The organism is Streptomyces cinereoruber, from assembly GCF_009299385.1.
Lineage (GTDB): Bacteria > Actinomycetota > Actinomycetes > Streptomycetales > Streptomycetaceae > Streptomyces > Streptomyces bikiniensis.
In genome coordinates this window covers 2,700,240-2,722,105 of sequence record NZ_CP023693.1, presented here as the reverse complement: position 1 = coordinate 2,722,105, position 21,866 = coordinate 2,700,240, and the positions used below count along the sequence as shown (strand labels likewise).

Genomic DNA, 21,866 nt, shown 5'->3' with positions numbered 1-21,866 from the left:
CGGGGCGCGTACCGGGGACGGGCGCCACAGCGCATGACGGCACCTCGGCGGAGGGAGGGCCCGTCGGCGGACCGGTCATTCGGGCAGCAGCCGTTCCAGCATGAACTGCGTGTTCGGGTCGGGATCGGCAACCAGCGACTGGACGCGGTAGCGCCCCGGAGGCACTTCGACGCGGAGTGCCTCCGCCGGCTGCCCCGAGCCCCGCAGCGAGTCGAGGGTCCTGTCGGCCTCGTAGGCGGCGTCGGCCAGGACGTATCGCCCCCCGAGTTCGAGGGAGAGCACGTCCTCCCAGCCGTCGGACACCGAGGCGTCCCGGACCGCGGGTGGCAGTCCTGTGTCGTCGTCGGCGTAGCACCAGCGTGCGAACGTGAGGTACTCGGCGAGCCAGGTGATGGACAGGGGTTCGGCGCCGAGCGTCAGGACCCTGCGGCCGGCCGGCCGCAGGGCCGAGACGTACTCGTCGATCACGTCGTCCGCCTCGCTTCCCTCCCACGCCGGAAGGAGTTCCTCCGGGATGAGCGCGTAGCGGGCGAAGTCGGTGCGATCGAGCCAGACGGCCATGCGACGGATCATCACACCGCCTCCGACAAACGTCGAGGGTGGCCGTGCATATCGGACCAGAGGGACCCGGCCGTGGTGGGGCCCCTGCGACCTGCGGCTCGTGTCGTGTCGCGCGACGTAACTGATCCGCGGATCCCGGTTCGGCCTCACAGCGCGTACCGATGCCCCGCCCCAAGTCCGTGGCACTTCCCGCGGGCGGCACCGGGAAGATGACGGCGTGCAGCTCTCCCACGTCTTTCGCGTCAGTAAGTACGACCCCGCCGACCGCGGCGCTCACGGGCATTACACCGGCACGGAGGACACCACCAGCGATCACGGCGAGGTGGAGGAGGCCTGTCTCCAGGCGGTTCAGGCGTTCGCCGTGGAGGCCGGCGTCGACCGTTTGGCCGTCCGTGAGCCGGAGATCGCCTCGTTCGCCCATTGCGGAGTCGAGGCGCCTTCGGAGGACTTCGGCCTCGGCGCGCTTCTTCCGGGCGGTCTCGCCGACTTCCACGACGGAGCCGAGGTGCCGCTGGACACCGGGGTGGAACTCGTGCGGCTCATGCTGCGGGACGGCGGAGCCCGGTGCCGGCTGGAGGCGGAGGGGGCGTTCGCCGTGCACGTCGGGCGGGACCAGTACCTCTACATCGGCAGCAGACGGCCTCACCGCGCGGCACTGGCCCGCACCCGCGAGCTCGGCCTGCACCCGGAACGCCTGGACGCGTCCCCGTACGACTTCGAGCCCGACGAGGACGGCGTCCTGCGGCCGGGCGGCGACGACTTCTGGGCCGGCCTGCACAGGGCTGTGACCGGCGGCCGTTCCGTACTCCTGGAAGAGATCTACGTCCAGAACGCCTCGCGTCGGCATCGCCTCACCAGCGACACCGTCGACATGGTTCGCGCCGCTCTTGCTCCCCGCGCGCGCCTGGCCGTGTGGCCGGACCTGTCCTCGGACAGCGCTGCCGTCCTCGCCGCCCTCCCCGCTGAGGGCCTCATCGAGGGCGTCTGGCAGGAAAAGGACGGCCGGATCCACAGCGCCATCGCCGACGAGGAGGGGTTTCCGGAACTGGTTGCCCGAATCTCCGGTGCCGACGCCGCGGCGCTTCTGCCCATGTACGTCGATGAACGCGTCCCTCTCCTCTCCGCTGTCGTGCCTGATAGCGACGGAGTGGTGCGTGCCCGCCGGCAGGCCGAGCGATCCCTCGGCGACTCGCCCCAAGAGAAGAGCGCGCGGGGCGGAGCGAGGCGGGCAGTGGGCGACTGAAACGGCGAGCCGTTTTCGGCCCGAACGACCGCCGGAGACCACCTCCGGCCGGCTTCAGCCGGACCGATCAAGCCATCCGGAGTCCTCGCACCGGCACACCCGCCTCCGGGCGAAAACCGCCTCCGAACAGAAAAAGACCCTCCCGAAGGAGGGTCTTCCGTGATGCGCCCCCGGCAGGACTCGAACCTGCGGCCAAGTGCTTAGAAGGCACCTGCTCTATCCACTGAGCTACGGGGGCCGGGTGGTGGCCGTGTGGCCAGGAGCCCCCTGGTGGGTGGGGTGTGGCCTGCCGGGACAAGGATAGGGCTCCGATCGCCTTGGCCCGGTTGCTTCGCCTGCGTGGCACGATGTGGAGGTTCGGTGAAGCGGAACGATAATCGCAGGCAGGTGCGATTCGCGCAGCGCTTTTCGCATCGCTCGGGGCGGGTGTTGTGCACTCGTTATGCCCCGTCTTCCGGTCACCGCCCTTTTCTTCGGCGCGCAGGGCCCCCATACGCTTCAAAAACACTCATAAATTGGGCATTCTTCGCATGTGGTGACCTTGGACGAACGGCCTCAGCTGATCGACGCACTCTCCGCCCTGCGCGACCGTGTCGCCGCCGTGCGTCTCCCCCTGCCCCTCCCCGGCGCGGACCGCGCCCGCCAGAACCGGGTCGAGCTGCTCGCCCAGCTGGACGACTACCTGGTGCCCCGGCTGAAGGACCCCGACGCCCCGCTCCTCGCCGTCGTCGGCGGCTCCACCGGGGCCGGGAAGTCCACGCTCGTCAACTCCCTTGTGGGGCGCCGCGTCAGCGAGGCCGGCGTGCTCAGACCCACCACCCGCACGCCCGTCCTCGTCTGCCACCCCGAGGACCACCACTGGTTCGCCGGGATGCGCGTCCTGCCGCAGCTCACCCGCGTCTGGCTGCCCCAGGCCGACGACGACCACCCCGTCGAGGAACCCGCCCCCGAGGAGAACGCCCTCCGCGTCGAGACCTCCTCCTCCCTGCCCCGGGGCCTCGCCCTGCTCGACGCCCCCGACATCGACTCCCTCGTCGTCGAGAACCGCCTCCTCGCCGCCGAGTTGATCTGCGCCGCCGACATCTGGGTCATGGTCACCACCGCCTCCCGGTACGCCGACGCCGTCCCCTGGCACCTGCTCCGTACCGCCAAGGAGTACGACGCCACCCTCGTCACCGTCCTCGACCGCGTCCCCCACCAGGTCATCGGCGAGGTCTCCCGCCAGTACGGCGCCCTGCTCGACCGGGCCGGGCTCGGCGACGTGCCCCGCTTCACCATCCCCGAACTCCCCGAGTCCACCGGCGGCGGCAGCGGACTGCTGCCCGACAGCGCCGTCGCCGCCCTCCGCGGCTGGCTCGCCCACCGCGCCGAGGACCCGGCCGCCCACCAGCAGGCCGCCGACCGCACCGCCTTCGGCGTCATCGACTCCCTCGACACCCGGCTCCCCGAACTCGCCGGCGCCGTCTCCGCCCAGTACGCCGCCGCCGTCCGCCTCGGCGGCGTCGTCGAGGCCGCCTACCACGAGCAGGGCCGGCGGGTGCGCAAGCAGCTCGGCCGCGGCGCCGTCCTCGCCGGCGACGCCCGCACCCGCTGGCGCGCCTACCCCCGCGACAGCACCGCCGACGAACTCCTGGACGCCCTCACCGAATCCCTCGCCGCCCTCCTCCACTGCGCGGTCTCCGCCGCCGAGGAGCGGGTGCGGGACGGCTGGCGCCACGAGCCCGCCGCCGAGGCCCTCGGCCCGGTGCGGACCTGCGCCGACCGGGAGACCGGCGAGCGGATCGGCGTCGAGGCGCGCCGCTGGCGCCGCGTGCTCGAAGAACTGGCCGAGGAGGAGGTACGGGACGTGGAGCGCCCCGCCGGCTCCCGCGGCGCCCTGCCCGAGACCGACACCGTCGCCGCCCTCCTCGCCGCCTCCCTCCTCGGCGGCCGCCGCACCCGGCCCGCCGGCGAACGCCTCGCCGAACTCCTCGGCGCCCAGGTCGCCCTGCGCCTGCGCGACAAGGGCGGTGAACTCGTCCTCACGTACGTCGACCGGGTCCTGCACGCCGAACGCGACCGGCGCCTCGCCCCCCTCGACGCGCTCGACGTGACCCCCGAGCCGCAGGCGGAGCTGATCGCCGCGCTCTCCGTACTGCAGAAGGAGAAGTGACGTGCAGCTGGAAGACGGCCGCAAGCGCGACCAGGGACGGGAGCGCCGCCCCGGCGACCCCGGCCAGGACCGGGACCGCCGCTCCGGCGACTTCGACTTCGACCTCGGCCGGGACCCGGACCGGGGTCGGGGCCAGGGGCAGGGGCGGGATCGGGGGCGGGACCGGAATCGTGATCGGGACCAGGGCCGTCGGTCCGGCGACCTCGGTCGCGACCAGGACGGGGGCCGGGGCCGTCACTCCGACGACCTCGGCCTCGACCTCGGCCGGGACCGGAGTCGTGATCGCGACCGAGGACAGGACCAGGACCGTCGCCCCGAGGACTTCGACCGGGACCGGGACCGCGAGCGCGACCTCGGCCGCTGGGACGACGGCCTGATCGCCCGCCGTGCGAGCGAGCGCGCCGCCCTCAAGGAGGAGGCCGGGAAAGGCCTCGAAGGCGGAGGCCCCGGGGCGGGCGCCGAGGACGTGCCGACCCCCTTCGGCGGGCACTACGGCCGCCCCCTCCGCAACCGCCTCGACGCCCTCCACGAACTCGTCGGCCTCTCACGCGCGCGCGTGGAGAGCGACGCCCTCGCCGAGGCCGGGCGCGTCCTGGACGAGGCCGCCGCCCGCCAGCGGCTCTCCTCCCGGCACACCGTCATCGCCGTCGCGGGCCCCACCGGCAGCGGCAAGTCCACGCTCTTCAACGCCCTCGCCGGCGTCTCCGTCTCCGAGACCGGCCTGCGCCGCCCCACCACCGCCGCGCCCATCGCCCTCAGCTGGTCCGAGGGCGCCGCCGGGCTCCTCGACCGGCTCGCCATCCCCAACCGGCTGCGCCGCAGGCCCCTCGCGGGCGGCACGGGCGACACCGAACTCCAGGGCCTCGTCCTCGTGGACCTGCCCGACCACGACTCGGCCGTCACCGCCCACCGTGATCAGGTCGACCGGGTCCTCGGCCTGGTCGACGGCGTCATCTGGGTCGTGGACCCCGAGAAGTACGCCGACGCCGCCCTCCACGAGCGCTACCTCCGCCCCCTCGCCGGCCACGCCGAGGTCACCTTCGTCGTCCTCAACCAGATCGACCGGCTCGGCACCGACGCCGCCGACCTCGTCCTGGACGACCTGCGCCGCCTCCTCGACGAGGACGGCGTGGCCCTCGGCGAGCACGGCGAACCCGGCGCCACCGTCCTCGCCCTCTCCGCCCTGACCGGCGAGGGCGTCCCCGAACTGCGCGAACTCGTCGCCCGCTTCGTCCAGGAGAGGACCGCCCCCGAGCGGCGCCTCTCCGCCGACATCGACGCCGCCGCCGCCAAGCTGCGCCACGCGTACGTGGCCGAGGGGCGCGCCGGTCTGGACGAGCGCTCCCGGGACGCCTTCACGGACCGCCTCGCCGCCGCCGTCGGCGCCCAGGCCGCCGGCGAGGCCGCCGAGCGGGTCTGGCGCCGGGGCGCCATCCGCGCCTGCGGCACCCCCTGGCTGCGGCTCTACCGCTGGTACGAGCGCAAGCGCGCGCACGGCTCCGCCGAACCGCACCCCGCGCCCCCGGCCGAGGAGGAGCTGACGGCACGCCAGCGCGTGGAGCAGGCCGTGCGGATCGTCGCCGACGACGCCTCGCGCGGACTCCCCGCCCCGTGGGCGCAGGCCGTGCGCGAGGCGGCGACGCGCGGGGCGGACGGCCTTCCCGAGGCCCTGGACGAACTGGCCCTCTCCCTCGGCGACCCGGCCGCCCGGCCGCCCCGGCCCGCCTGGTGGCCCGCCGCCGTCCTCGCCCAGGTCGTGATGACGCTCCTCCAGATCTTCGGCGCGCTCTGGCTGGTGGGGCAGATCATCGGCGTCCTGGAGCCCGGTCTGCTGCCGCCGGTCCTCGTGATGCTCGCCGGGATCGTGGGCGGCCCGCTCGTCGAATGGGCCTGTGAGGGCGCGGTGAAGGGCCCGGCACGCCGGTACGGGCAGGAGGCCGAGCGCCGGCTGCGCGAGGCGGCCGCCGCCTGCGGCCGGGCCCGGGTGCTCGACCCGGTGGCGGCCGAGCTGGTGCGCTACCGCGAGGTGCGCGAGCAGTACGCGACGGTGGTGGGCAGCCGCCCGTCGGCCCGCGTCCTGGGCGCGTCGGCCCGCGTCGTGGGCGGCTACCGCTCCGGTACGAGGCGCCTGGGCGCCACCCGCGCGGGCGCCCGGGCGAGGTAGCCGGGGCAGGCCCCCTTCTGCTAACCGGGGCGGCCTCCCCCTGCCGCCCCTCCCCGTTCCCCTTGCCGCCCCTCCCCGTTCCCTCCGCCGGTTCTCACCCTTCCGGGTAACGGAGTTGTCCACGGTTGCGGGGTTTTCCACAGGCTCCGGCGGGATTCGCCCCTTCGCCCCACCATGGGATCGGAAGGGCGCCCGACCGGAGGGCGTCCGGCGGAGACGGAGGGGCGGACCATGAACGACACGACCGTGACGCTCGTCGGCAACGTGGCGACGGCGGTGGAGTACCGGGAGACGGCGACGGGCGGGGTGGCCCGGTTCCGGTTCGCGGTGACCGCGCGCCGCTGGGACCGGGAGCGGGGCCTCTGGTCCGACGGCGGCACCAGCTTCTACACGGTGTCGGCCTGGCGTTCCCTGGGCGCCAATCTCGCGGCCTCGGTCTCGGTCGGGGAACCGCTCGTGGTGCACGGCCGGTTGAGGGTCCGGGAGGACGAGCGCGACGGGCAGCGCAAGACCTTCGTGGACGTGGACGCGCTGGCCGTGGGCCACGACCTGGCCCGGGGGACCGCGGCCTTCCGGCGTGCGGCGCGGGCCGAGTCCCGGGCGCGGGCGGACGGGGAGCCGCGCCCCGGCGACGGACCCTCGCTCGGCCCGGCGCCGGAGAGGGACCCTTGGACGGAAGCGGTGGCGGAGGCGGTGGCGGGAGCGGTCTCCGGGAGTGCGGTGGAAACACGGACGGAAACGGCGGCCCGGGCGGCGGAAATCAGGGGAAAAGGAGAGGAAAAGAGCGCCGAACACGGGCTGGTAACCACGTCCTGACCTTGCGTCGTGACGATTTGTCGACCAACTCACCGCACGTGATAACGATTCCGAGACGGAATGGTTGTCTGACCGTATGGCCGGGCACCGGGGGCTTCCGCATCCCTAGGATTCCCGGGTACTCATGTGGCACGTGAGCCCATCGAGTCTGTGAGTCTGTAGGCGTGCGCTCCCCCCACGCGGAACAACGCTGTTCGCGGAGTGGCTCGCCCGGAGGGGAATCCAATGTTTTCAGTTCGTGGGCGGGGCACTGCGCGCCGCCTCGCCGCTGCCACCCTGGTCTCGGGGCTCGTCGCCGCCGGCACGATGGCGATGGCCGGTCCGGCGTTCGCCGATGACGCCCCCGGCGCCGGTGGCGTCAAGGCGAAGCTCGGCAACCTGTCCAAGGAAGAGTCCGGCGGCGTCCAGATCTTCGAGAAGGACGGCTCGGACCCCTGGTCCGTCCAGGGCGGCCTCTTCAACATGCAGGTCGAGGGCGGCGGCTCCCTCTCGACGTACTGCATCGACCTCCGCACCCCGGCGAAGCACGACTTCGACTACAAGGAGGTCGGCTGGGACCAGTCGTCCCTCCACAACAACGACAACGCGGGCAAGATCCTCTGGATCCTGGAGAACGGCTACCCGAAGCTCTCCACCAAGGACCTCGGCGACAAGCTCGGCGTGGACCTCTCCAAGAGCGAGGCCGCCGCGGGCACCCAGGCCGCGATCTGGACCCTCTCGGACGACGTCACGGCCAAGCCCAAGGCCGAGGACGCCCTGAAGCTGACCACGTACCTCCTGGAGAACGCGAAGAAGCTCGAGGAGCCCAAGCCCTCCCTGAGCCTCTCCCCGTCCTCCGTCGCCGGCAAGTCCGGTGAGAAGCTCGGCCCGATCACGGTCAACACCAACGTCGCGAACGACGGCGTCAAGGTCGCCGCCGTTCCCGGCGTCGCCGCCGGCGTCAAGATCGTCAACAAGGCCGGTGAGCCCGTCACCACCGCCTCCAACGGCGACGAGATCTTCTTCGACGTTCCGGCCGGCACCGCCGACGGCACCGCCGAGCTGGCCGTCGAGGCCACCACCAAGGTTCAGCTGGGCCGTGCCTTCGTCTCCATCGACGGCCCGTCGCAGACCCTGATCCTGGCCGGCTCCAGCGACTCCACCGTCACGGCCAAGGCCACCGCGGCCTGGGCGAAGAAGGGCGTCATCCCGGCCGTCACGGTCGCCAAGGACTGCGCCAAGGGCGGCCTCGAGGTCGTCGCCTCCAACGAGGGTGACGAGGACTGGACCTTCGAGCTGAAGGGCACCTCCTACACGGTCGCCGGTGGCGAGACCAAGACCATCCCGGTCAAGCTCGCCGAGGACGAGGCCTACAAGTTCACCATCACCGGCCCGAACGGCTTCGAGCAGACCTTCGAGGGCGTCCTGGACTGCGAGACGGCCCCTCCGGGCCCGAAGCCCTCCGAGACCACCCCCGGCACCGAGCCCACCACCCCGGCTCCCTCCCCGTCCGTCACGGACGGCACCACCGGCGGTGACACCGCGGGCGGCAGCACCGGCACCACCGGCGGCGGCGACCTCGCCGAGACCGGCAGCTCCAACGCCACCCCGATGATCGCGGGCATCGCCGCCGCGCTCGTCCTGGTCGGCGGCGGCGCGGTGTTCTTCCTCCGCAAGAAGAAGACCGCCGGCCACTGAGCCGAGGCCCCGGTGCCGGACCCCGCGTCCGGCACCGGGCCCGAGCAGCACCCTGCGGAGTGAGGTGCGTCACACGGCGCCCTCCCCGTGATCCCCGCACGACCCCGGACCGCACCCGCGGCCGGGGTCGTCGCGCGTCCGGACCCGTACGTACGGGCGCGGGACGCGCGGGCCCGCACGTCCGAGCCCCGAAAACCCCCGCACCACCCCGCCCGCGCCCCGTCCGCGCGCCGGGCCTCCGGGCTTACCGGTTTCCGCCCGGGGGTGGCGGTCAGGCAAGATGGGGTGTATCTGCCCACTCACTCTTTGCCGGACGGTTTCTCTTGGCTGAGTACATCTACACCATGCGCAAGACGCGCAAGGCGCACGGCGACAAGGTCATCCTCGATGACGTGACGCTGAGCTTCCTGCCCGGTGCGAAGATCGGTGTGGTCGGCCCGAACGGCGCCGGTAAGTCCACCGTGCTGAAGATCATGGCCGGCCTGGAGCAGCCCTCCAACGGCGACGCCTTCCTGTCGCCCGGGTACTCCGTCGGCATCCTCATGCAGGAGCCGAAGCTCGACGAGTCCAAGACGGTCCTGGAGAACGTCGAGGACGGCGTCTCCGAGATCAAGGGCAAGCTCAACCGGTTCAACGCGATCGCCGAGGAGATGGCGACGAACTACACCGACGAGCTCATGGAGGAGATGGGCAAGCTCCAGGACGACCTGGACCACGCCAACGCGTGGGACCTCGACGCCCAGCTGGAGCAGGCCATGGACGCCCTGGGCTGCCCGCCCGGCGACTGGCCGGTCGGCAACCTCTCCGGTGGCGAGAAGCGCCGCGTCGCGCTCTGCAAGCTGCTCCTGGAGGCTCCCGACCTCCTGCTGCTCGACGAGCCCACCAACCACCTCGACGCCGAGTCCGTGAACTGGCTGGAGCAGCACCTCGCCCAGTACAAGGGCACCGTCGTGGCCATCACCCACGACCGGTACTTCCTCGACAACGTCGCCGAGTGGATCCTGGAGCTCGACCGCGGCCGCGCCCACCCGTACGAGGGCAACTACTCGACCTACCTCCAGAAGAAGGCCGAGCGCCTCAAGGTCGAGGGCCGCAAGGACGAGAAGCGCCAGAAGCGCCTCAAGGAAGAGCTGGAGTGGGTCCGCTCCAACGCCAAGGGCCGCCAGGCCAAGTCCAAGGCCCGCCTCGCCCGCTACGAGGAGATGGCCGCCGAGGCCGACAAGATGCGGAAGCTGGACTTCGAGGAGATCCAGATCCCGCCGGGCCCGCGCCTGGGCTCCGTCGTCGTCGAGGTCAACAACCTCTCCAAGGCCTTCGGCGACAAGGTCCTCATCGACGACCTCAGCTTCACCCTGCCGCGCAACGGCATCGTCGGCATCATCGGCCCGAACGGCGCCGGCAAGACCACGCTCTTCAAGATGATCCAGGGCTTCGAGAAGCCCGACTCCGGCGAGATCAAGATCGGCGAGACGGTCAAGATCTCGTACGTCGACCAGGGCCGCTCCAACATCGACCCCAAGAAGACGCTGTGGGCCGTCGTCTCCGACGAGCTGGACTACATCAACGTCGGCCAGGTCGAGATGCCGTCCCGCGCCTACGTCTCGGCGTTCGGCTTCAAGGGCCCGGACCAGCAGAAGCCGGCCGGCGTGCTCTCCGGCGGCGAGCGCAACCGCCTCAACCTGGCGCTCACCCTCAAGCAGGGCGGCAACCTGCTGCTCCTCGACGAGCCCACCAACGACCTCGACGTCGAGACCCTGTCCTCCCTGGAGAACGCGCTCCTCGACTTCCCCGGCTGCGCCGTGGTCGTCTCCCACGACCGCTGGTTCCTCGACCGGGTCGCCACGCACATCCTGGCGTACGAGGGCGACTCCAAGTGGTTCTGGTTCGAGGGCAACTTCGAGTCGTACGAGAAGAACAAGATCGAGCGGCTCGGCCCGGACGCGACCCGTCCGCACCGCGCCACCCACAAGAAGCTGACCCGGGGCTGACGGACCCATGGCGAGGCACATCTACAGCTGCCCCCTGCGCTGGTCGGACATGGACGCCTTCGGGCACGTCAACAACGTCGTCTTCCTGCGGTACCTGGAAGAGGCGCGGATCGACTTCATGTTCCGCCTGGCGCCGGGGAACGGCTCCCCCTCGTTCTCCGGCGGGTCCGTCGTGGCCCGCCACGAGATCGACTACGTGCGGCCGCTGGTCCACCGGCACGAGCCGGTGACCGTCGAGTCGTGGGTCACGAAGATAGGCGCGGCGTCGCTGACGATCGCGTACGAGATCAAGGACCCCGACACCGTCTACGTACGGGCGTCCACGGTCGTCGTGCCCTTCGACCTGGAGGCGCAGAGGCCCCGGCGGATCACCGCCGAGGAGCGCTCCTTCCTGGAGGAGTACGTGGACGACGGGATGACCGCCGCCGCATGACCGTCCTCGCGCCGCTGCACTTCGCCGACGCCCGGGAGGCGGCGGCCCTCGCCGCCTTCCTGACCCGGCTCGTCCACTACGACCGGGCCGCCGCCGTCCGCCTCCAGGCGGGCGGCGGGGCGCTGGCCGTCTTCGGACGCCCGCCGTCGTTCGAGGTCCTCGCGATCCGCACGGCCCGGCTCGTCGACGCCGTGGACCTCGACGTCACCGTCTCCGCCGGCGAACTCCTCGACGGCATCGAGGAGACGGCGGGCAAGGCGGTCGTCCCCGGCGCCGTGACCGGGCCGCCCTGGGCGGGCGTCCTGCCGCCGCGCTCCGGCTGGCGGCCGGTCGAGGGCCTGCCGGGCGCCGCCGAGATGCGGGGCGCGGTCGCGGCGGCCGTCGCCGAGTTCCGTACCAGGGACGAGGAACTGCCCGAGGAGCGGCGCACCCGCGCCGAGCGCGACCGGATCGGCCGCGAGATCTGGTCCAGGACCCTCGGCGCCACCGGACTGCCCCTGCGGGCCGTCCACGCCGCCCAGTCCCTCGGCTTCCTGCCGCCCGCCGGGGTGGAGGAGGGCCCGGTCGCGCTGTTCGCCTCGGGCCCGTGGCTGCGCCTGCGCACCCCGTACGGCTCCGTCGCCCTCCGCACCGTACCGATGACCCTGCCGGTGACGCCGGGGCGCTGACCCCGGCGCCCGCCCCGCGGGACTACCGGCGCTCCGCGTCGTCCGGCCAGACCCCGATGTGGTCCTGTTCCAGTTCCAGGGCCACCCGGTGCTCCATGCCGAGCGCCTGCGTGTACTCCGCCGGGAGCTGGAGGCGGCCCGCGCGGTCGAGCATCGCGTACTCCCGGGCCACCAGCGACTCCTGGCCCTGGTCGTCCACCTCCGTGCGGCGCAGCACCTCCGAGGAGGTGCGGCCGTCCCGGATGGCGACCGTGCGGCGCACCTCGGAGGCGACCGCCTGGTCGTGGGTGACGATCACGATCGTCGTGCCCAGCTCCTCGTTCGCGCGGCGGAAGGCCGCGAAGACCTGCTCGCCGGTGGCCGAGTCCAGCTCGCCCGTCGGCTCGTCGGCGAGGAGCACGGCCGGGTCGTTGGCCAGGGCGACCGCGATGGCCACCCGCTGCTGCTGGCCGCCGGAGAGCTGGTGCGGCCGCCGGTCGCGGACCTCCGCGATGCCCAGCATCGCCAGCAGCTCCTCCGCCCGCTCCGTCTTCTGCCGCGTCTTCGACCGGCCCCGCAACTGCATGGGGAGCGCCACGTTCTGGGCGGCCGTCAGGTAGGGGAGGAGGTTGCGGGCGGTCTGCTGCCAGACGAAGCCGACGACCTCGCGCCGGTAGCGCAGCCGCGCCCCGCCGTCCATCGCCAGCAGGTCGCAGCCCGCGACCCGGGCCGCGCCGGCGGTCGGCACGTCCAGACCCGCCAGGATGTTCATCAGCGTCGACTTGCCGGAGCCCGACGCGCCGACCAGGGCCATCAGCTCGCCCTCCTTCACGAGGAGGTCGAGGCCCTGGAGCGCCTGCACCTCCACCCCGTCCGTGGTGAAGATGCGGACGAGCCGGTCACAGGCGATGAGCGCGTCGTGACCGTACGAGGGCCGGTCCCGCCGCGCCGTCGCCCGCCGCTCCAGCTCTTCGAGGGTGGCGGCACCTCCGGCGCCCGTGCCCCCAGCGCCCCCGGTACCCGCGGCCCCGGCACCGGCACCGCCCTGGATTCCGGTCTTCGTCATCGTGCGTCTCCCGCCCTGAGTTCCTTGATCGAGCCCCTGCGCCCCGCCCACCAGGCCTGCCCGGCCGCCGCGAGCGCCGTCAGGAGCACGACGGCGAGCGCGGGCACGAGCAGCGACCACGGGTCCGCCCGCAGCGGGGCGCCGTCGATCCGGGCGAGCCCCGGGGCCGTCGCCAGCGCCAGCCGGTACAGGTCCACGCCCGGTGCGAGCAGCGGCACCGCCGCCCAGCCCACGAGTACGCCGCCGAGCGCCGCGAGGACCGCCTGCGGCAGCGCCTCCAGACCGAGCAGCCGCCGCCCCTGCCTCCTGGTCAGGCCCATCGTCCGCAGCCGGGCGAGCAGGGCGCCGCGCTCCGGCGCGTTCTGCGCGAGGGAGAGCAGCACGGCCACCACGGCGTAACCGGCGCCCGCGCCGATCGCGCCCAGATAGATCCGCTCGGCGCCCGTCTGGAGCGGCGAGTCCACGTAACCGGCCCGCTCCTCGCTCCGCAGCGTCACCCGGAAGGCGTCCGTCCGGGCCGTCACGGCGCTCCGCAGCGCGGTTCCGTCCACCGGGCCGGTGACGAGCAGCGCGGTGGCCGCCCGGCGGGTGAGGTCGGCGCCGTTGACGAGGAGGAAGTCCTCGCCGCGCACGGCCGGGGTGGCCGCCCGGACGCCGACCACCTTCACCCGGAACGTCCCGGCCGCCGCCACGACCTCCAGCGGCTCGCGGCCGAGCCGCTCGGCCACCGACGGCGAGGCGATCGCGGGCAGCACCCGGCCGGTGTCGGCCGTGGCGGCCTCCCCGCCCTTCCCCGTCGAGGCCAGCAGCTCCGCCGGGAACGGGCCGAAGCCGGTCCGCTCCGCCAGCCGGGTGTACGAGGCGGGCTCGACGCCCACGAGCGGCGCGCTCATCGGCCGGGCGATGGTGCCCTCGTGGGACGGCAGGGCCACCCCGTACTCGATCTGCACCGCCGCCAGGTCCCGCACCCCCGCCGTACCGCGCACGGTCTCGGTGAGGCCCGCCGGCAGCGGGGTCCACTCGACCGAGCCGTCGATCCGGGCGTCCCCGCCGGTCGACAGGAGCGCGGCCCGGTCGCGGGCGTCGGCGACGCCGGCGAGGACGGAGCCGCCGAAGGCCGCCGTGGTCAGCGCGAGGACGAGGGCGAGCAGCGGGAGCATGCCGGTCGAGGACGAGCGGCCGGCGCGGGCCAGGGCCAGCGGGCCGACCGCCCCGCGCAGTCGGCGGGCCGGGCGGCCCAGCCACCGCAGCGGCAGCGGATAGATCCGTACGAGCACCATGGCGGCGATCAGGCCGACCAGGACGGGGGCGGCGCTCACCAGGTGGTCGCCGGAGTCGCCCGTGCCGCGCAGCCGCAGCGAGACGACCGCGCCCACGGCCAGGACGAGCAGGGTGAGTTCGAGGACGGTGCGGCGCCGGGAGGGGCGCGCGGTCAGCAGGTCGTCGCGGCCGCCGTGCAGACGCGGGCGCCGGTGCAGCACGACCGCCCGCAGCGGCAGGACGAGCATCGCGACCAGGGCGACGGCGGAGGCGGCGAGGAGGGAGGGGCCGAGGGGAATGCCGCCGAGCACGCCGACCGCCCCGGCTCCGTCGGCAGCCCCGGCCGCCTCGGGCGCTCCGGGACCGCCGGCCGCCCCGGCCGCCCCGGACCCGCCGCCGGGCGGGCGGACCGTCGCGACCGCGAGGCCCAGGGCGAGCGCGGCGGCGGGCACGGCGACCGCCGACGTCTCGCCGAGCAGCCGCAGGCCGATGCCGGTGAGGGAGGCGCCCCGGGAGCGCAGCAGCGCCAGCTCGGCGTCGCGGTGGGCGACGAAGAGCCCGCCGGTCATGGCGAGGACGACGGCCGCGACCGCGCCGATCCCGAAGACGGCGACGGCCACGACCGGGTCGATCGCGTCGCGCATCGAGCGGTAGGCGTCGACGATCTCGTCGAGCCCGGTGGTGACGGTGACGTTGCCGCCCACGGCCCTGGTCAGTTTGACCAGGTCGGGGCCGCCGCCGATCGAGTGGAGGGTGGCGGAGAGCCGGTCGGTGTCCCGCGCGGTGAGGTGGTCGGCGGTCGGCGCGTACCGGAAGAAGACCTCCGGTTCGCCGGCGGTGGCGAGCAGTGAGGCGGCCGAGTCGGGGGAGAGGAGCAGGGCCGCCTGCCAGAAGTACTTCACCTCTTCGTCCACCAGCGGGGCGAGCACGGGGGCCCGCAGCAGCGGCTCCACCGCCCAGTAGGGGGCGTCGGGGCCGTGCGGCTCCACGATGCCGGTGACCGTGACGGCGACCCGCTCGCCGTTCCGGCTCGGCACGTGCACGACCGCACCGGGCTTCAGGCGCAGGGCCTCGGCGGTCTTCGCGGTCACCACCGCCTCCGGGCGGAGGGGGCCGCCCGCGGCGGGCCTGCCCTGCCGGAGCGTCGCGTGACGGTCGAGGCCGGACGGGGAGGAGAGCACGAACTGGGGGGAGATCCCGTCGGGCCGGGGCAGCCAGGGGTCGAGCCCTTCGAGCCGGGCGACCGTACGGACGCCGTGGGCGGTCTGCGCCGGGTCGGTGCGGATCGGGTCGGGCAGCAGGGCCCGCAGCTCGTCGCTCCGCTTCCGGAGGGCATCGGGGGACAGGACCTCCGCGTACTGGGACGGGGTGGCGACGGGCAGCGGCGAGGTCAGTTCGAGGACGCTGTCGCGGGGCGCGGCGGACGCGATGCCGTGCCGGAGGCCCTCCGTCTCGTACCGGTCGACGGCGCGCGGCAGCGCCGCCGCGAGGTAGGTGGTGACCAGGACGAGGAGCGCGAGCGCCGCGGCGGCCCGGGGGGCGGTCCGCAGCCGGGTCCGCACCCAGGGGGCGACGGCACGGGGGGTCCTGCCGGACGGGGAGGGCGCGTCGTGCGCGGAGGACCGGCCGCCGGATCCGGAGGGGCGGTTGCCGGACCCGGAAGGCCGGTCGCCGGATCCGGAAGGCTGGTCGGGCCGGGAGGACCGGGGCCGGGACATGTCGGGTGCCTTCCTGCGTACGTCGGGCTGGTCGGTGCCGTCTCCGCCCGGGGCGGAGGGCGCCCGGTCCGGGGCGGGGGCCCTGTCCGGGGTCCGGCCGGAGGCCCCGCCCGCGCCCGGGGTCTCGTCCGGGGCCCGGTCGGGTGTCCGGCTCGCGTCCGGGGCAGGCTTTTCGCCCGTGCCGGGGTTCTCGTCCGGGGTCCGGTCCGTGCTCGGGGACGGAGTTCCGGCCGGGGCCCGGCCGGAGGACCCGGACGTGCTCGGTGCCGGTGCCCCGTCCGTACCGGCGGCGTTCGGCCCCCGACCGAGAGGGGCGTCCGTGCCGTCCCGGGGCGGCACGGAGGGGGCGTTCCGGGCCTGGTCGGAGGCGGCACCCCTGTTGTTCGAGGCGCCGCCCCGGGACCGGTCCGGTGTGTCGTCGTCGTGTTCGTTGCCCGGGGACATCAGCTCGCCCCCTGGTGGCGCAGGGTCACGACCGGGTCCGTACGGCGCAGGGCGATCGCGGTGACGATGGCCAGGGGGAGGGCGGCGACCCCGGCGACCAGCAGGGCGACCTGGCCGAGGGGCAGTTCGACCAGGACCGGGGGGACGGGCCGGGCGGCCTGGCCGGTGAGGACGACGAGCGGGACGACGGCCCGGGCCAGGACGGTGCCGAGCCCGATGCCGACGAGCAGTCCGATGCCGATGAGCAGCCCCTGCTCGGCGGCGATCAGCCGGGCGAGCCGCCGCTGCGGCGTGCCGAGCGCCCGCAGCACCCCGAACTCGGCGGACCGCTCCCGCATCGCGCCGGCCGAGCCGACCGCGAAGCCGACGGCGGCGAGTGCGGCGGCGGCCGCGGCCACCGCCATCAGGGCCGCGTTGGGGCCCGCGCCGAGCGGGTCGCCGAGGAGTTCGGCGGCGATCTCGTCGCGTACGAGGACCTGGGCCGGGTCCGCGTCGGGGCGGGCCCGCAGGGTCGCGGCGACCTCGGCCGTCCGCCCGGGGGCGGCGGTCAGCCACCACTCGGTGGCAGGCAGGGACGCGGTCCCGCCGCCGTACCCGGCCAGGTAACGGTTGACGGCGTTCAGGTCGAACAGGAGCGCGCCGCCGTCCGAAGGCATGTCGGCGGAGGCCGTCCGGGCGCCCGGCCCGGTGGTCGGCAGCTCCTCGACCACCCTGTCGACGGAGACGGGGACCCGCAGGCCGCCGACGGTGACCGCGACGGTGTCGCCGGGCTCGGCGCCGGTCGCCGCCATGAAGGCCCCGGTGGCCACGGCGGGCAGCCGCTCGGGCGGCTTCGGCGCGGGGGCCGCGAGGCGCAGCGTGTACTCCTCCGGTGCCGCGTGCAGGTCGCCGGCCTTCGGACCCCGCGCCCCGAACGAGACGGAGTACGGGGCGGGGCCGCCGCCGGGTGCGGCCCGGCCGGGCCCGCCGGCCGCCGCGCGGCTCTCCCCTCCCTCGCCGCTCTCGGTCTGCTCGATCCCGGACGACCAGTCGGCGAGGACCTTCGCGGGCGCGTGCGTCCGCGTCCCGCCGTCCGCCCCGGTGGTGGTCAGGCGCTCGACGCGGACGGTCCGGGTGTGGTGCGGGCCCTCGGCGAGCCCGCCGTCGAACTCCAGACCGGTGAGCGTGAGCAGCCCGCCGGAGCCCCGGCCGTCGCCGCTGCCGGACGCGGAGGTGCCGGACGCGCCGGTGAGGGCGCCGAGGTCGAGGGTCAGCCGGTGGACGCGGTCGTCGGAGGGCAGCGTGCCCAGGGCCTGCCGGTACGGGACGCCGCTCGGGTCCTCCAGGACGGCCGTGACCCGGGAGGGCCCGCTGCCCGCCGGCGCGGCGGCCCGCAGGTCGGCGGTGAGCGTCCGGGTCCCGGCGGGCAGCGCGAGGCCCGGGCGCGGCCCGGCCTTCGGGGCCAGCGGGGCGAGCAGGTCCGGGGCCGGGGTGCCGGCGAGGTCGGGGCGCAGCAGCAGGCCGCCCGCGGCGTTCCGGGTGTCCACGGCGAGGACGGTGGCGCTCCCCCCGGAGACGTCCACGGTGGTGCGGTGCACGGGCGCCACGGCCGCGACGCCCGGCACGGCGCCCAGGCGCTCGGTCCGCGTGGGCTCGCCGGGTCCCGGGCTCAGGACCCGGATGTCCGCACCGGCCCGGAAGTCGGCCTGGTCGCGCTGCGAACGCTCCCACGAGCCGCTCTGCCCGATGGCCAGCATGCCCATCGCCACGGCGAGGACGAGCAGGAGGACGGGGCCCGCGCCCCGCAGCGGGCGGCGGCTGAACTGCCAGCCGGCGAGGGCGGCGGAGAGCCCGCGCCCGCCGGCCGCCCGCCGTTCGGCCAGCCTGGCGGCGGGCGGCAGCAGCCGCAGCGTCAGGACGGTCCCGGCGAGCAGGGCGAGGGCGGGCGCGGCGACGAGCACCGGATCGACGGAGCCCCCGCCCCCGTCCGCGCCGAGGGTGCCGCCCGCCGCGCCGGGCCGCTGGAGCTGCCAGTACGCGACGGCGGCGACGGCGAGCAGCCCGAGGTCCGCCCCGGCCCGCACCGCGCCGGGCAGCGACGCCGAGCGGGCCTTGCGCAGCGAGACGGCCGCGCCGTCCCCGGCGGCGAGCGCGGGCGCCACGACGGCCGCCGCGCAGCACAGCGCCACCACGGCGGCGACCAGCCACACCCCGGGCGAGGGCGAGGTGTCGAGCCGCACCCCGAGCGAGGAGAGCGCGGACCGCTCGGCGAAGAGCCCGGTCAGCGGCCCGGACAGGAGCGGGGCCGCGACCGCCGCCGGCAGGGCGAGCAGCAGTGCCTCGGCGGCGGCGAGACCCGCGATCCGGCGCCGCGAGGCGCCGCGCGCCCGCAGCAGGGACGTCTCGCCGGAGCGCTCGGTGCTGAGCAGCCGGGCGACGAGCAGCAGCGCGTACGCGGCGAGCAGCACCAGCTGCACGGCGACGATCAGGAGGGTGGAGCGGGAGACGAGCAGGGCCCGCCCGGTCTGTTCCAGGACGGCGGGCAGCGCGGTGGAGGCCGAGACCGTCGCGCCGAACGCGGCCCGGTTCTCGGCCAGCGCCTTCGGGCCCTCGGTCGCGGCGGCGCGCAGCGCGTCCATCCGGTCCGTGGTGAGGCCGGTGAAGTCGGCGGTGCCGAGCCAGGAGGTGTCGCCGGGGGCCAGGGCCCCGGAGGCGAGGACGGCCGGGTCGGCGAGCAGCGGCCCGTACGTCGTGAACGACACCGTCCGCACGCCGCGGCCGCCGGCCGGGTCGAGCCGCCAGTACAGGTCGGCGGTGTCCACGGGCCGGTAGACGCCGGTGATCCGGGCCTTCACCCGCCGCTCGGTGAGCCGGTCGGTGAGGTCGAGCACGGTGCCGGGGCCGACCTTCAGACGCCGGGCCGCCTCCTCGGGCAGCGCCGTCTCGACCATGCCGCTGGGCCGGGCGGCCGAGGGCCAGGAGCCCCGGACGAGGGAGAGCCGCGAGCGGTCGAGCGCAGCGAAGCGGGTGAGGTCGGGCTCGCCCTCGCGGGCGGTGGCCGGCTGGAGGGTCCGGGGCAGGGAGTACGTCCCCGAGTGTTCGAGCCGCCGCACGGTCACCGGCAGTCCGTCGAAGGAGGCCCGCGTCCCGTCGCGTACGGCGGCGTCGGCGGCGGCCCGCTTCTCGGCGGGCACCTGGCCGCTCACGAGCAGCGAGGCGGCGGCCGCGGACCGGCCCCGCAGGCCCGCCTGGAGCGCGGCGTCCCCGATCGCGCCGGAGAAGGCGGCGAGGGTGGCGAGCACCGAGGTGGTCAGGAGCACGGAGAGCAGCGCGGCGGCGAGCAGCAGCCGGTGCGCCCCGACACGCAGAAATACGAACCCCGTCACCCGTCCCCCTGGCCGCCCTGATCACGGTGCGCGCGACGAACGCCTTCCGAACGCCCCGGCACCCCTCCCGGATGCTTTCAGAACGCACGTACGGCTGGAAACCGCTTGCGGGCCCACCTTGACGCGATCGTGACCGTTATTCGGTGCCACGGCTCCGGAATGTGCCCTTCCGTACGCGGGGGCTGCCCGGAAGTGCCCCCGGTGCTGCCCGGAAGCACCTGGCGCCCGCCCCGCCCGGCCGTTCCCCGCCCCGTCACTCCCCGTGCGGTACCCACCTGTGCGTGAAGCGGCCGGCCGGCCGCCGGCGACCGTGGCCGCCGCGCAGACGGCACAGGCCGGCGCGAGACCGCCGGCGAGGAGGCCCATGGGCGAGTCGCGGACCAGGGGGCGGGCCGGGAGCCGGGGTCAGCCCGCCGTGTTCACCATCGAGGCGGCGGCGTAGGTGAAGTACCGCCAGAGCTCCGCCTCGTACTCGGGCGCGAGGCCCAGCTCGTCCAGGGCGGTCCGCATGTGGCGGAGCCAGGCGTCGTGGGCGGCCCGGTCGACGGCGAACGGGGCGTGGCGCATCCGGAGGCGGGGGTGGCCCCGGCGGTCGCTGTAGGTGCGGGGCCCGCCCCAGTACTGGATCAGGAAGAGGGCGAAGCGCTCCTCGGCGGGGCCGAGGTCCTCCTCGGGGTACATCGGGCGCAGCAGCGGGTCCTCCGCGACGCCCTCGTAGAAGCGGTGGACGAGACGGCGGAACGTCTCCTCGCCGCCGACCTGCTCGTAGAAGGTCTGCTCCTGTGTCGTGTTCCCGGGAATCTCGCTCACCGCTCCATCGTCTCAGATGCCCCGGCCGAGGACCGGAGGTCCAGGACCCCCGGCCCCCGGCTTCCTCAGGGGCTCAGTCCCGGCGGATCGTGATCGTGGTCCAGGCGCCGACGTGCACCCGGTCGCCGTCCTGGAGCTGGACGGGGACGTAGGGCTGGATCGGCTCCTCGCCGCCGTTGATCGTGGTCCCGTTGGTGGAGTTCTGGTCCACCACCGCCCACGAGCCGTCCGGCTGCTGCACCAGGACCGCGTGCTGGTGCGAGACGCCCGGGTCCTCCGGCGGCACCGACAGGTCGATGTCGGGGGACTCGCCGGTGGAGTGCCGACGGCGGCCGATGGAGACCTGGTTGCCCTGGAGCGGCAGGTGCTTGTCCGGGGAGTACGCGGGCAGGTTCAGGCCCGTGGCCTCCGGGCCGCTGCGCTGCATCATCGCCATGAAGTACGCGCGGTCCGGACCGATGACCGCGCTCCAGCTCCGGGGCGGCCCCGGCGGCTGGAACTGTTGCGGCGGCCCCTGGTGCTGCTGCGGGGGCGACGGAGGCGCCTGATGCTGCTGTGGCGGGGGCCCCTGGTGCGCGGGGGGCTGGGGCGGTCCCTGGTGCTGCGGCGGTCCCTGGTGCGGGGGCGCCTGCGGCGGCGGTGCCTGGTGCTGCTGCGGGGGCGCCTGCGGCGGCTGGTGCTGGGACGGCGGGGGCAGGAGCCAGTCGTCGTCCGCGCGCGGCTGCGGCGGCGCGGGCGGCGCCGGGGCCTGGGCGGGCGCCTGGGCCGGAGCCTGGTGGTACGCGGGGGGCGCCGGAGGCTGCTGCTGGTGGTGCTGAGGGGCCTGGTGCTGCTGCCCCGGAGGCTGCGGCGCCTGGTGCTGCTGCTGTCCCGGGGGCTGCTGCTGCGGTGCCTGCGGGCGTTGCGGCGGGGCCTGGTGGTGGGTGGGCTCGGCGCCGAGCGGCTCCGCCGGACGGTTCACCTGCGAGGGCCGCGAGCCCTGGTACCCGAACGGGTCCTGCGGCTGCGGCGGCTGCGGGGCGCCCGGCGGCGGGGTCTGGAAGCCCGGCGGCAGGTTCAGGCCGGGCGGCGGCCCGGGCTGCCGGGGCGGGAGGTTGGCCGGGGCCACCGGGGTGTACGAGGTCGCCGTGTTCGTGAGGAAGTTCCAGCGGCACTCCTCGCAGAACGGCGCCATGTGCTCACGCGGCGTACGGCACTGCGGGCACAGCTCCGCCTGGGCCGTGGCGTTCGGGTCGCCACCGGGACCGAAGCCGCCGGGGGCACCCGGCGGGGGGCCGGCCGGAGGCCGACCGGGGCCGGGGCCGGGGCCAGGACCACCGGGACCGGGGCCGCCGGGGCCTCCCGGTCCACCGGGGCCGGGGTATCCGTACGAGGGCGGCGGCGGGGGAGGCGGCGGTACGGCACCCGTCGGCGCGCCCGCCGCGGCCATGCGATGGCCGCAGACCTCGCACCAGTCGTCGGAGACCGACTGGTGTCCGTTCGGGCAGGTCGGCATGTCGGTGCTTCCCCCTCTCGTCGTCCG

The 21,866-nt window shown here is 75.0% G+C and carries 14 protein-coding genes and 1 tRNA gene; 8 read left to right on the top strand and 7 right to left on the bottom strand.

Annotated elements, in window-relative coordinates:
- Positions 1-75 precede the first annotated feature (75 nt).
- Positions 76-561, bottom strand: coding sequence for an Imm21 family immunity protein (locus tag CP977_RS12055; protein WP_167308937.1), 486 nt, complete (start codon positions 559-561; stop codon positions 76-78).
- Positions 562-778: 217 nt separating this feature from the next.
- Between CP977_RS12055 and CP977_RS12050 the strand changes: the two genes are divergently transcribed.
- Positions 779-1,804 carry an RNA-binding protein gene (locus tag CP977_RS12050; protein ID WP_183953195.1) on the top strand — a complete coding sequence of 342 codons (1,026 nt, stop codon included), beginning with the start codon at positions 779-781 and terminating at the stop codon, positions 1,802-1,804.
- 165 nt (positions 1,805-1,969) lie between these two features.
- On the opposite strand, the gene CP977_RS12045 is transcribed toward CP977_RS12050, so the two are convergent.
- Positions 1,970-2,042: transfer RNA gene (locus tag CP977_RS12045), tRNA-Arg, on the bottom strand.
- 303 nt (positions 2,043-2,345) lie between these two features.
- Between CP977_RS12045 and CP977_RS12040 the strand changes: the two genes are divergently transcribed.
- The 7 genes from CP977_RS12040 (at position 2,346) to CP977_RS12010 (ending at position 11,702) form a co-directional block, all read left to right on the top strand.
- Positions 2,346-3,956 carry a dynamin family protein gene (locus CP977_RS12040; RefSeq protein WP_062755563.1) on the top strand — a complete coding sequence of 537 codons (1,611 nt, stop codon included), beginning with the start codon at positions 2,346-2,348 and terminating at the stop codon, positions 3,954-3,956.
- A 1-nt stretch (position 3,957) separates the two neighbouring features.
- On the top strand, positions 3,958-6,120 hold the full coding sequence (locus tag CP977_RS12035; protein ID WP_372460642.1) for a GTP-binding protein: 2,163 nt from the start codon (positions 3,958-3,960) through the stop codon (positions 6,118-6,120).
- Positions 6,121-6,351: 231 nt separating this feature from the next.
- Positions 6,352-6,936 (top strand): single-stranded DNA-binding protein, encoded by a 585-nt coding sequence (locus CP977_RS12030; protein ID WP_152370073.1) that lies wholly within the window; start codon positions 6,352-6,354, stop codon positions 6,934-6,936.
- Positions 6,937-7,161: 225 nt separating this feature from the next.
- A complete protein-coding gene (locus CP977_RS12025) occupies positions 7,162-8,613 on the top strand; it encodes an LAETG motif-containing sortase-dependent surface protein (protein ID WP_062755565.1) in 1,452 nt (483 codons plus the stop codon).
- Between the two features lie 323 nt (positions 8,614-8,936).
- Positions 8,937-10,601 (top strand): energy-dependent translational throttle protein EttA, encoded by a 1,665-nt coding sequence (gene ettA, locus CP977_RS12020; protein WP_062755567.1) that lies wholly within the window; start codon positions 8,937-8,939, stop codon positions 10,599-10,601.
- 7 nt (positions 10,602-10,608) lie between these two features.
- Positions 10,609-11,034, top strand: coding sequence for an acyl-CoA thioesterase (locus CP977_RS12015; protein WP_053648794.1), 426 nt, complete (start codon positions 10,609-10,611; stop codon positions 11,032-11,034).
- Positions 11,031-11,702, top strand: coding sequence for a DUF8010 domain-containing protein (locus tag CP977_RS12010; protein WP_109185972.1), 672 nt, complete (start codon positions 11,031-11,033; stop codon positions 11,700-11,702). The genes CP977_RS12015 and CP977_RS12010 overlap by 4 nt, the downstream gene beginning before the upstream one ends.
- Positions 11,703-11,724: 22 nt before the next feature.
- Here the strand turns inward: CP977_RS12010 and CP977_RS12005 are convergent, their stop codons facing one another.
- The 5 genes from CP977_RS12005 to CP977_RS11985 form a co-directional block, all read right to left on the bottom strand.
- A complete protein-coding gene (locus CP977_RS12005) occupies positions 11,725-12,747 on the bottom strand; it encodes an ABC transporter ATP-binding protein (protein ID WP_229991633.1) in 1,023 nt (340 codons plus the stop codon).
- Positions 12,744-15,725, bottom strand: coding sequence for an FtsX-like permease family protein (locus CP977_RS12000; RefSeq protein ID WP_152370072.1), 2,982 nt, complete (start codon positions 15,723-15,725; stop codon positions 12,744-12,746). Before CP977_RS12000 ends, CP977_RS12005 begins: the two co-directional genes overlap by 4 nt.
- 443 nt (positions 15,726-16,168) lie before the next feature.
- Positions 16,169-19,534 (bottom strand): ABC transporter permease, encoded by a 3,366-nt coding sequence (locus tag CP977_RS11995; protein WP_152370071.1) that lies wholly within the window; start codon positions 19,532-19,534, stop codon positions 16,169-16,171.
- Positions 19,535-19,939: 405 nt separating this feature from the next.
- Positions 19,940-20,344: a globin gene (locus CP977_RS11990; RefSeq protein WP_062755573.1), complete on the bottom strand. Its 405-nt coding sequence runs from the start codon at positions 20,342-20,344 to the stop codon at positions 19,940-19,942.
- Positions 20,345-20,417: 73 nt separating this feature from the next.
- Positions 20,418-21,839 (bottom strand): FHA domain-containing protein, encoded by a 1,422-nt coding sequence (locus CP977_RS11985; RefSeq protein WP_152370070.1) that lies wholly within the window; start codon positions 21,837-21,839, stop codon positions 20,418-20,420.
- Positions 21,840-21,866 lie beyond the last annotated feature (27 nt).

What these genes read in the sequence shown, in the direction of transcription:
- CP977_RS12055 (WP_167308937.1), bottom strand. Translation starts at nt 561, where the DNA reads ATGGCCGTCTGGCTCGATCGCACCGACTTCGCCCGCTACGCGCTCATC.
- CP977_RS12030 (WP_152370073.1), top strand. Translation starts at nt 6,352, where the DNA reads ATGAACGACACGACCGTGACGCTCGTCGGCAACGTGGCGACGGCGGTG.
- CP977_RS12025 (WP_062755565.1), top strand. Translation starts at nt 7,162, where the DNA reads ATGTTTTCAGTTCGTGGGCGGGGCACTGCGCGCCGCCTCGCCGCTGCC.
- CP977_RS12015 (WP_053648794.1), top strand. Translation starts at nt 10,609, where the DNA reads ATGGCGAGGCACATCTACAGCTGCCCCCTGCGCTGGTCGGACATGGAC.
- CP977_RS12010 (WP_109185972.1), top strand. Translation starts at nt 11,031, where the DNA reads ATGACCGTCCTCGCGCCGCTGCACTTCGCCGACGCCCGGGAGGCGGCG.
- CP977_RS12005 (WP_229991633.1), bottom strand. Translation starts at nt 12,747, where the DNA reads ATGACGAAGACCGGAATCCAGGGCGGTGCCGGTGCCGGGGCCGCGGGT.
- CP977_RS12000 (WP_152370072.1), bottom strand. Translation starts at nt 15,725, where the DNA reads ATGTCCCGGCCCCGGTCCTCCCGGCCCGACCAGCCTTCCGGATCCGGC.
- CP977_RS11985 (WP_152370070.1), bottom strand. Translation starts at nt 21,839, where the DNA reads ATGCCGACCTGCCCGAACGGACACCAGTCGGTCTCCGACGACTGGTGC.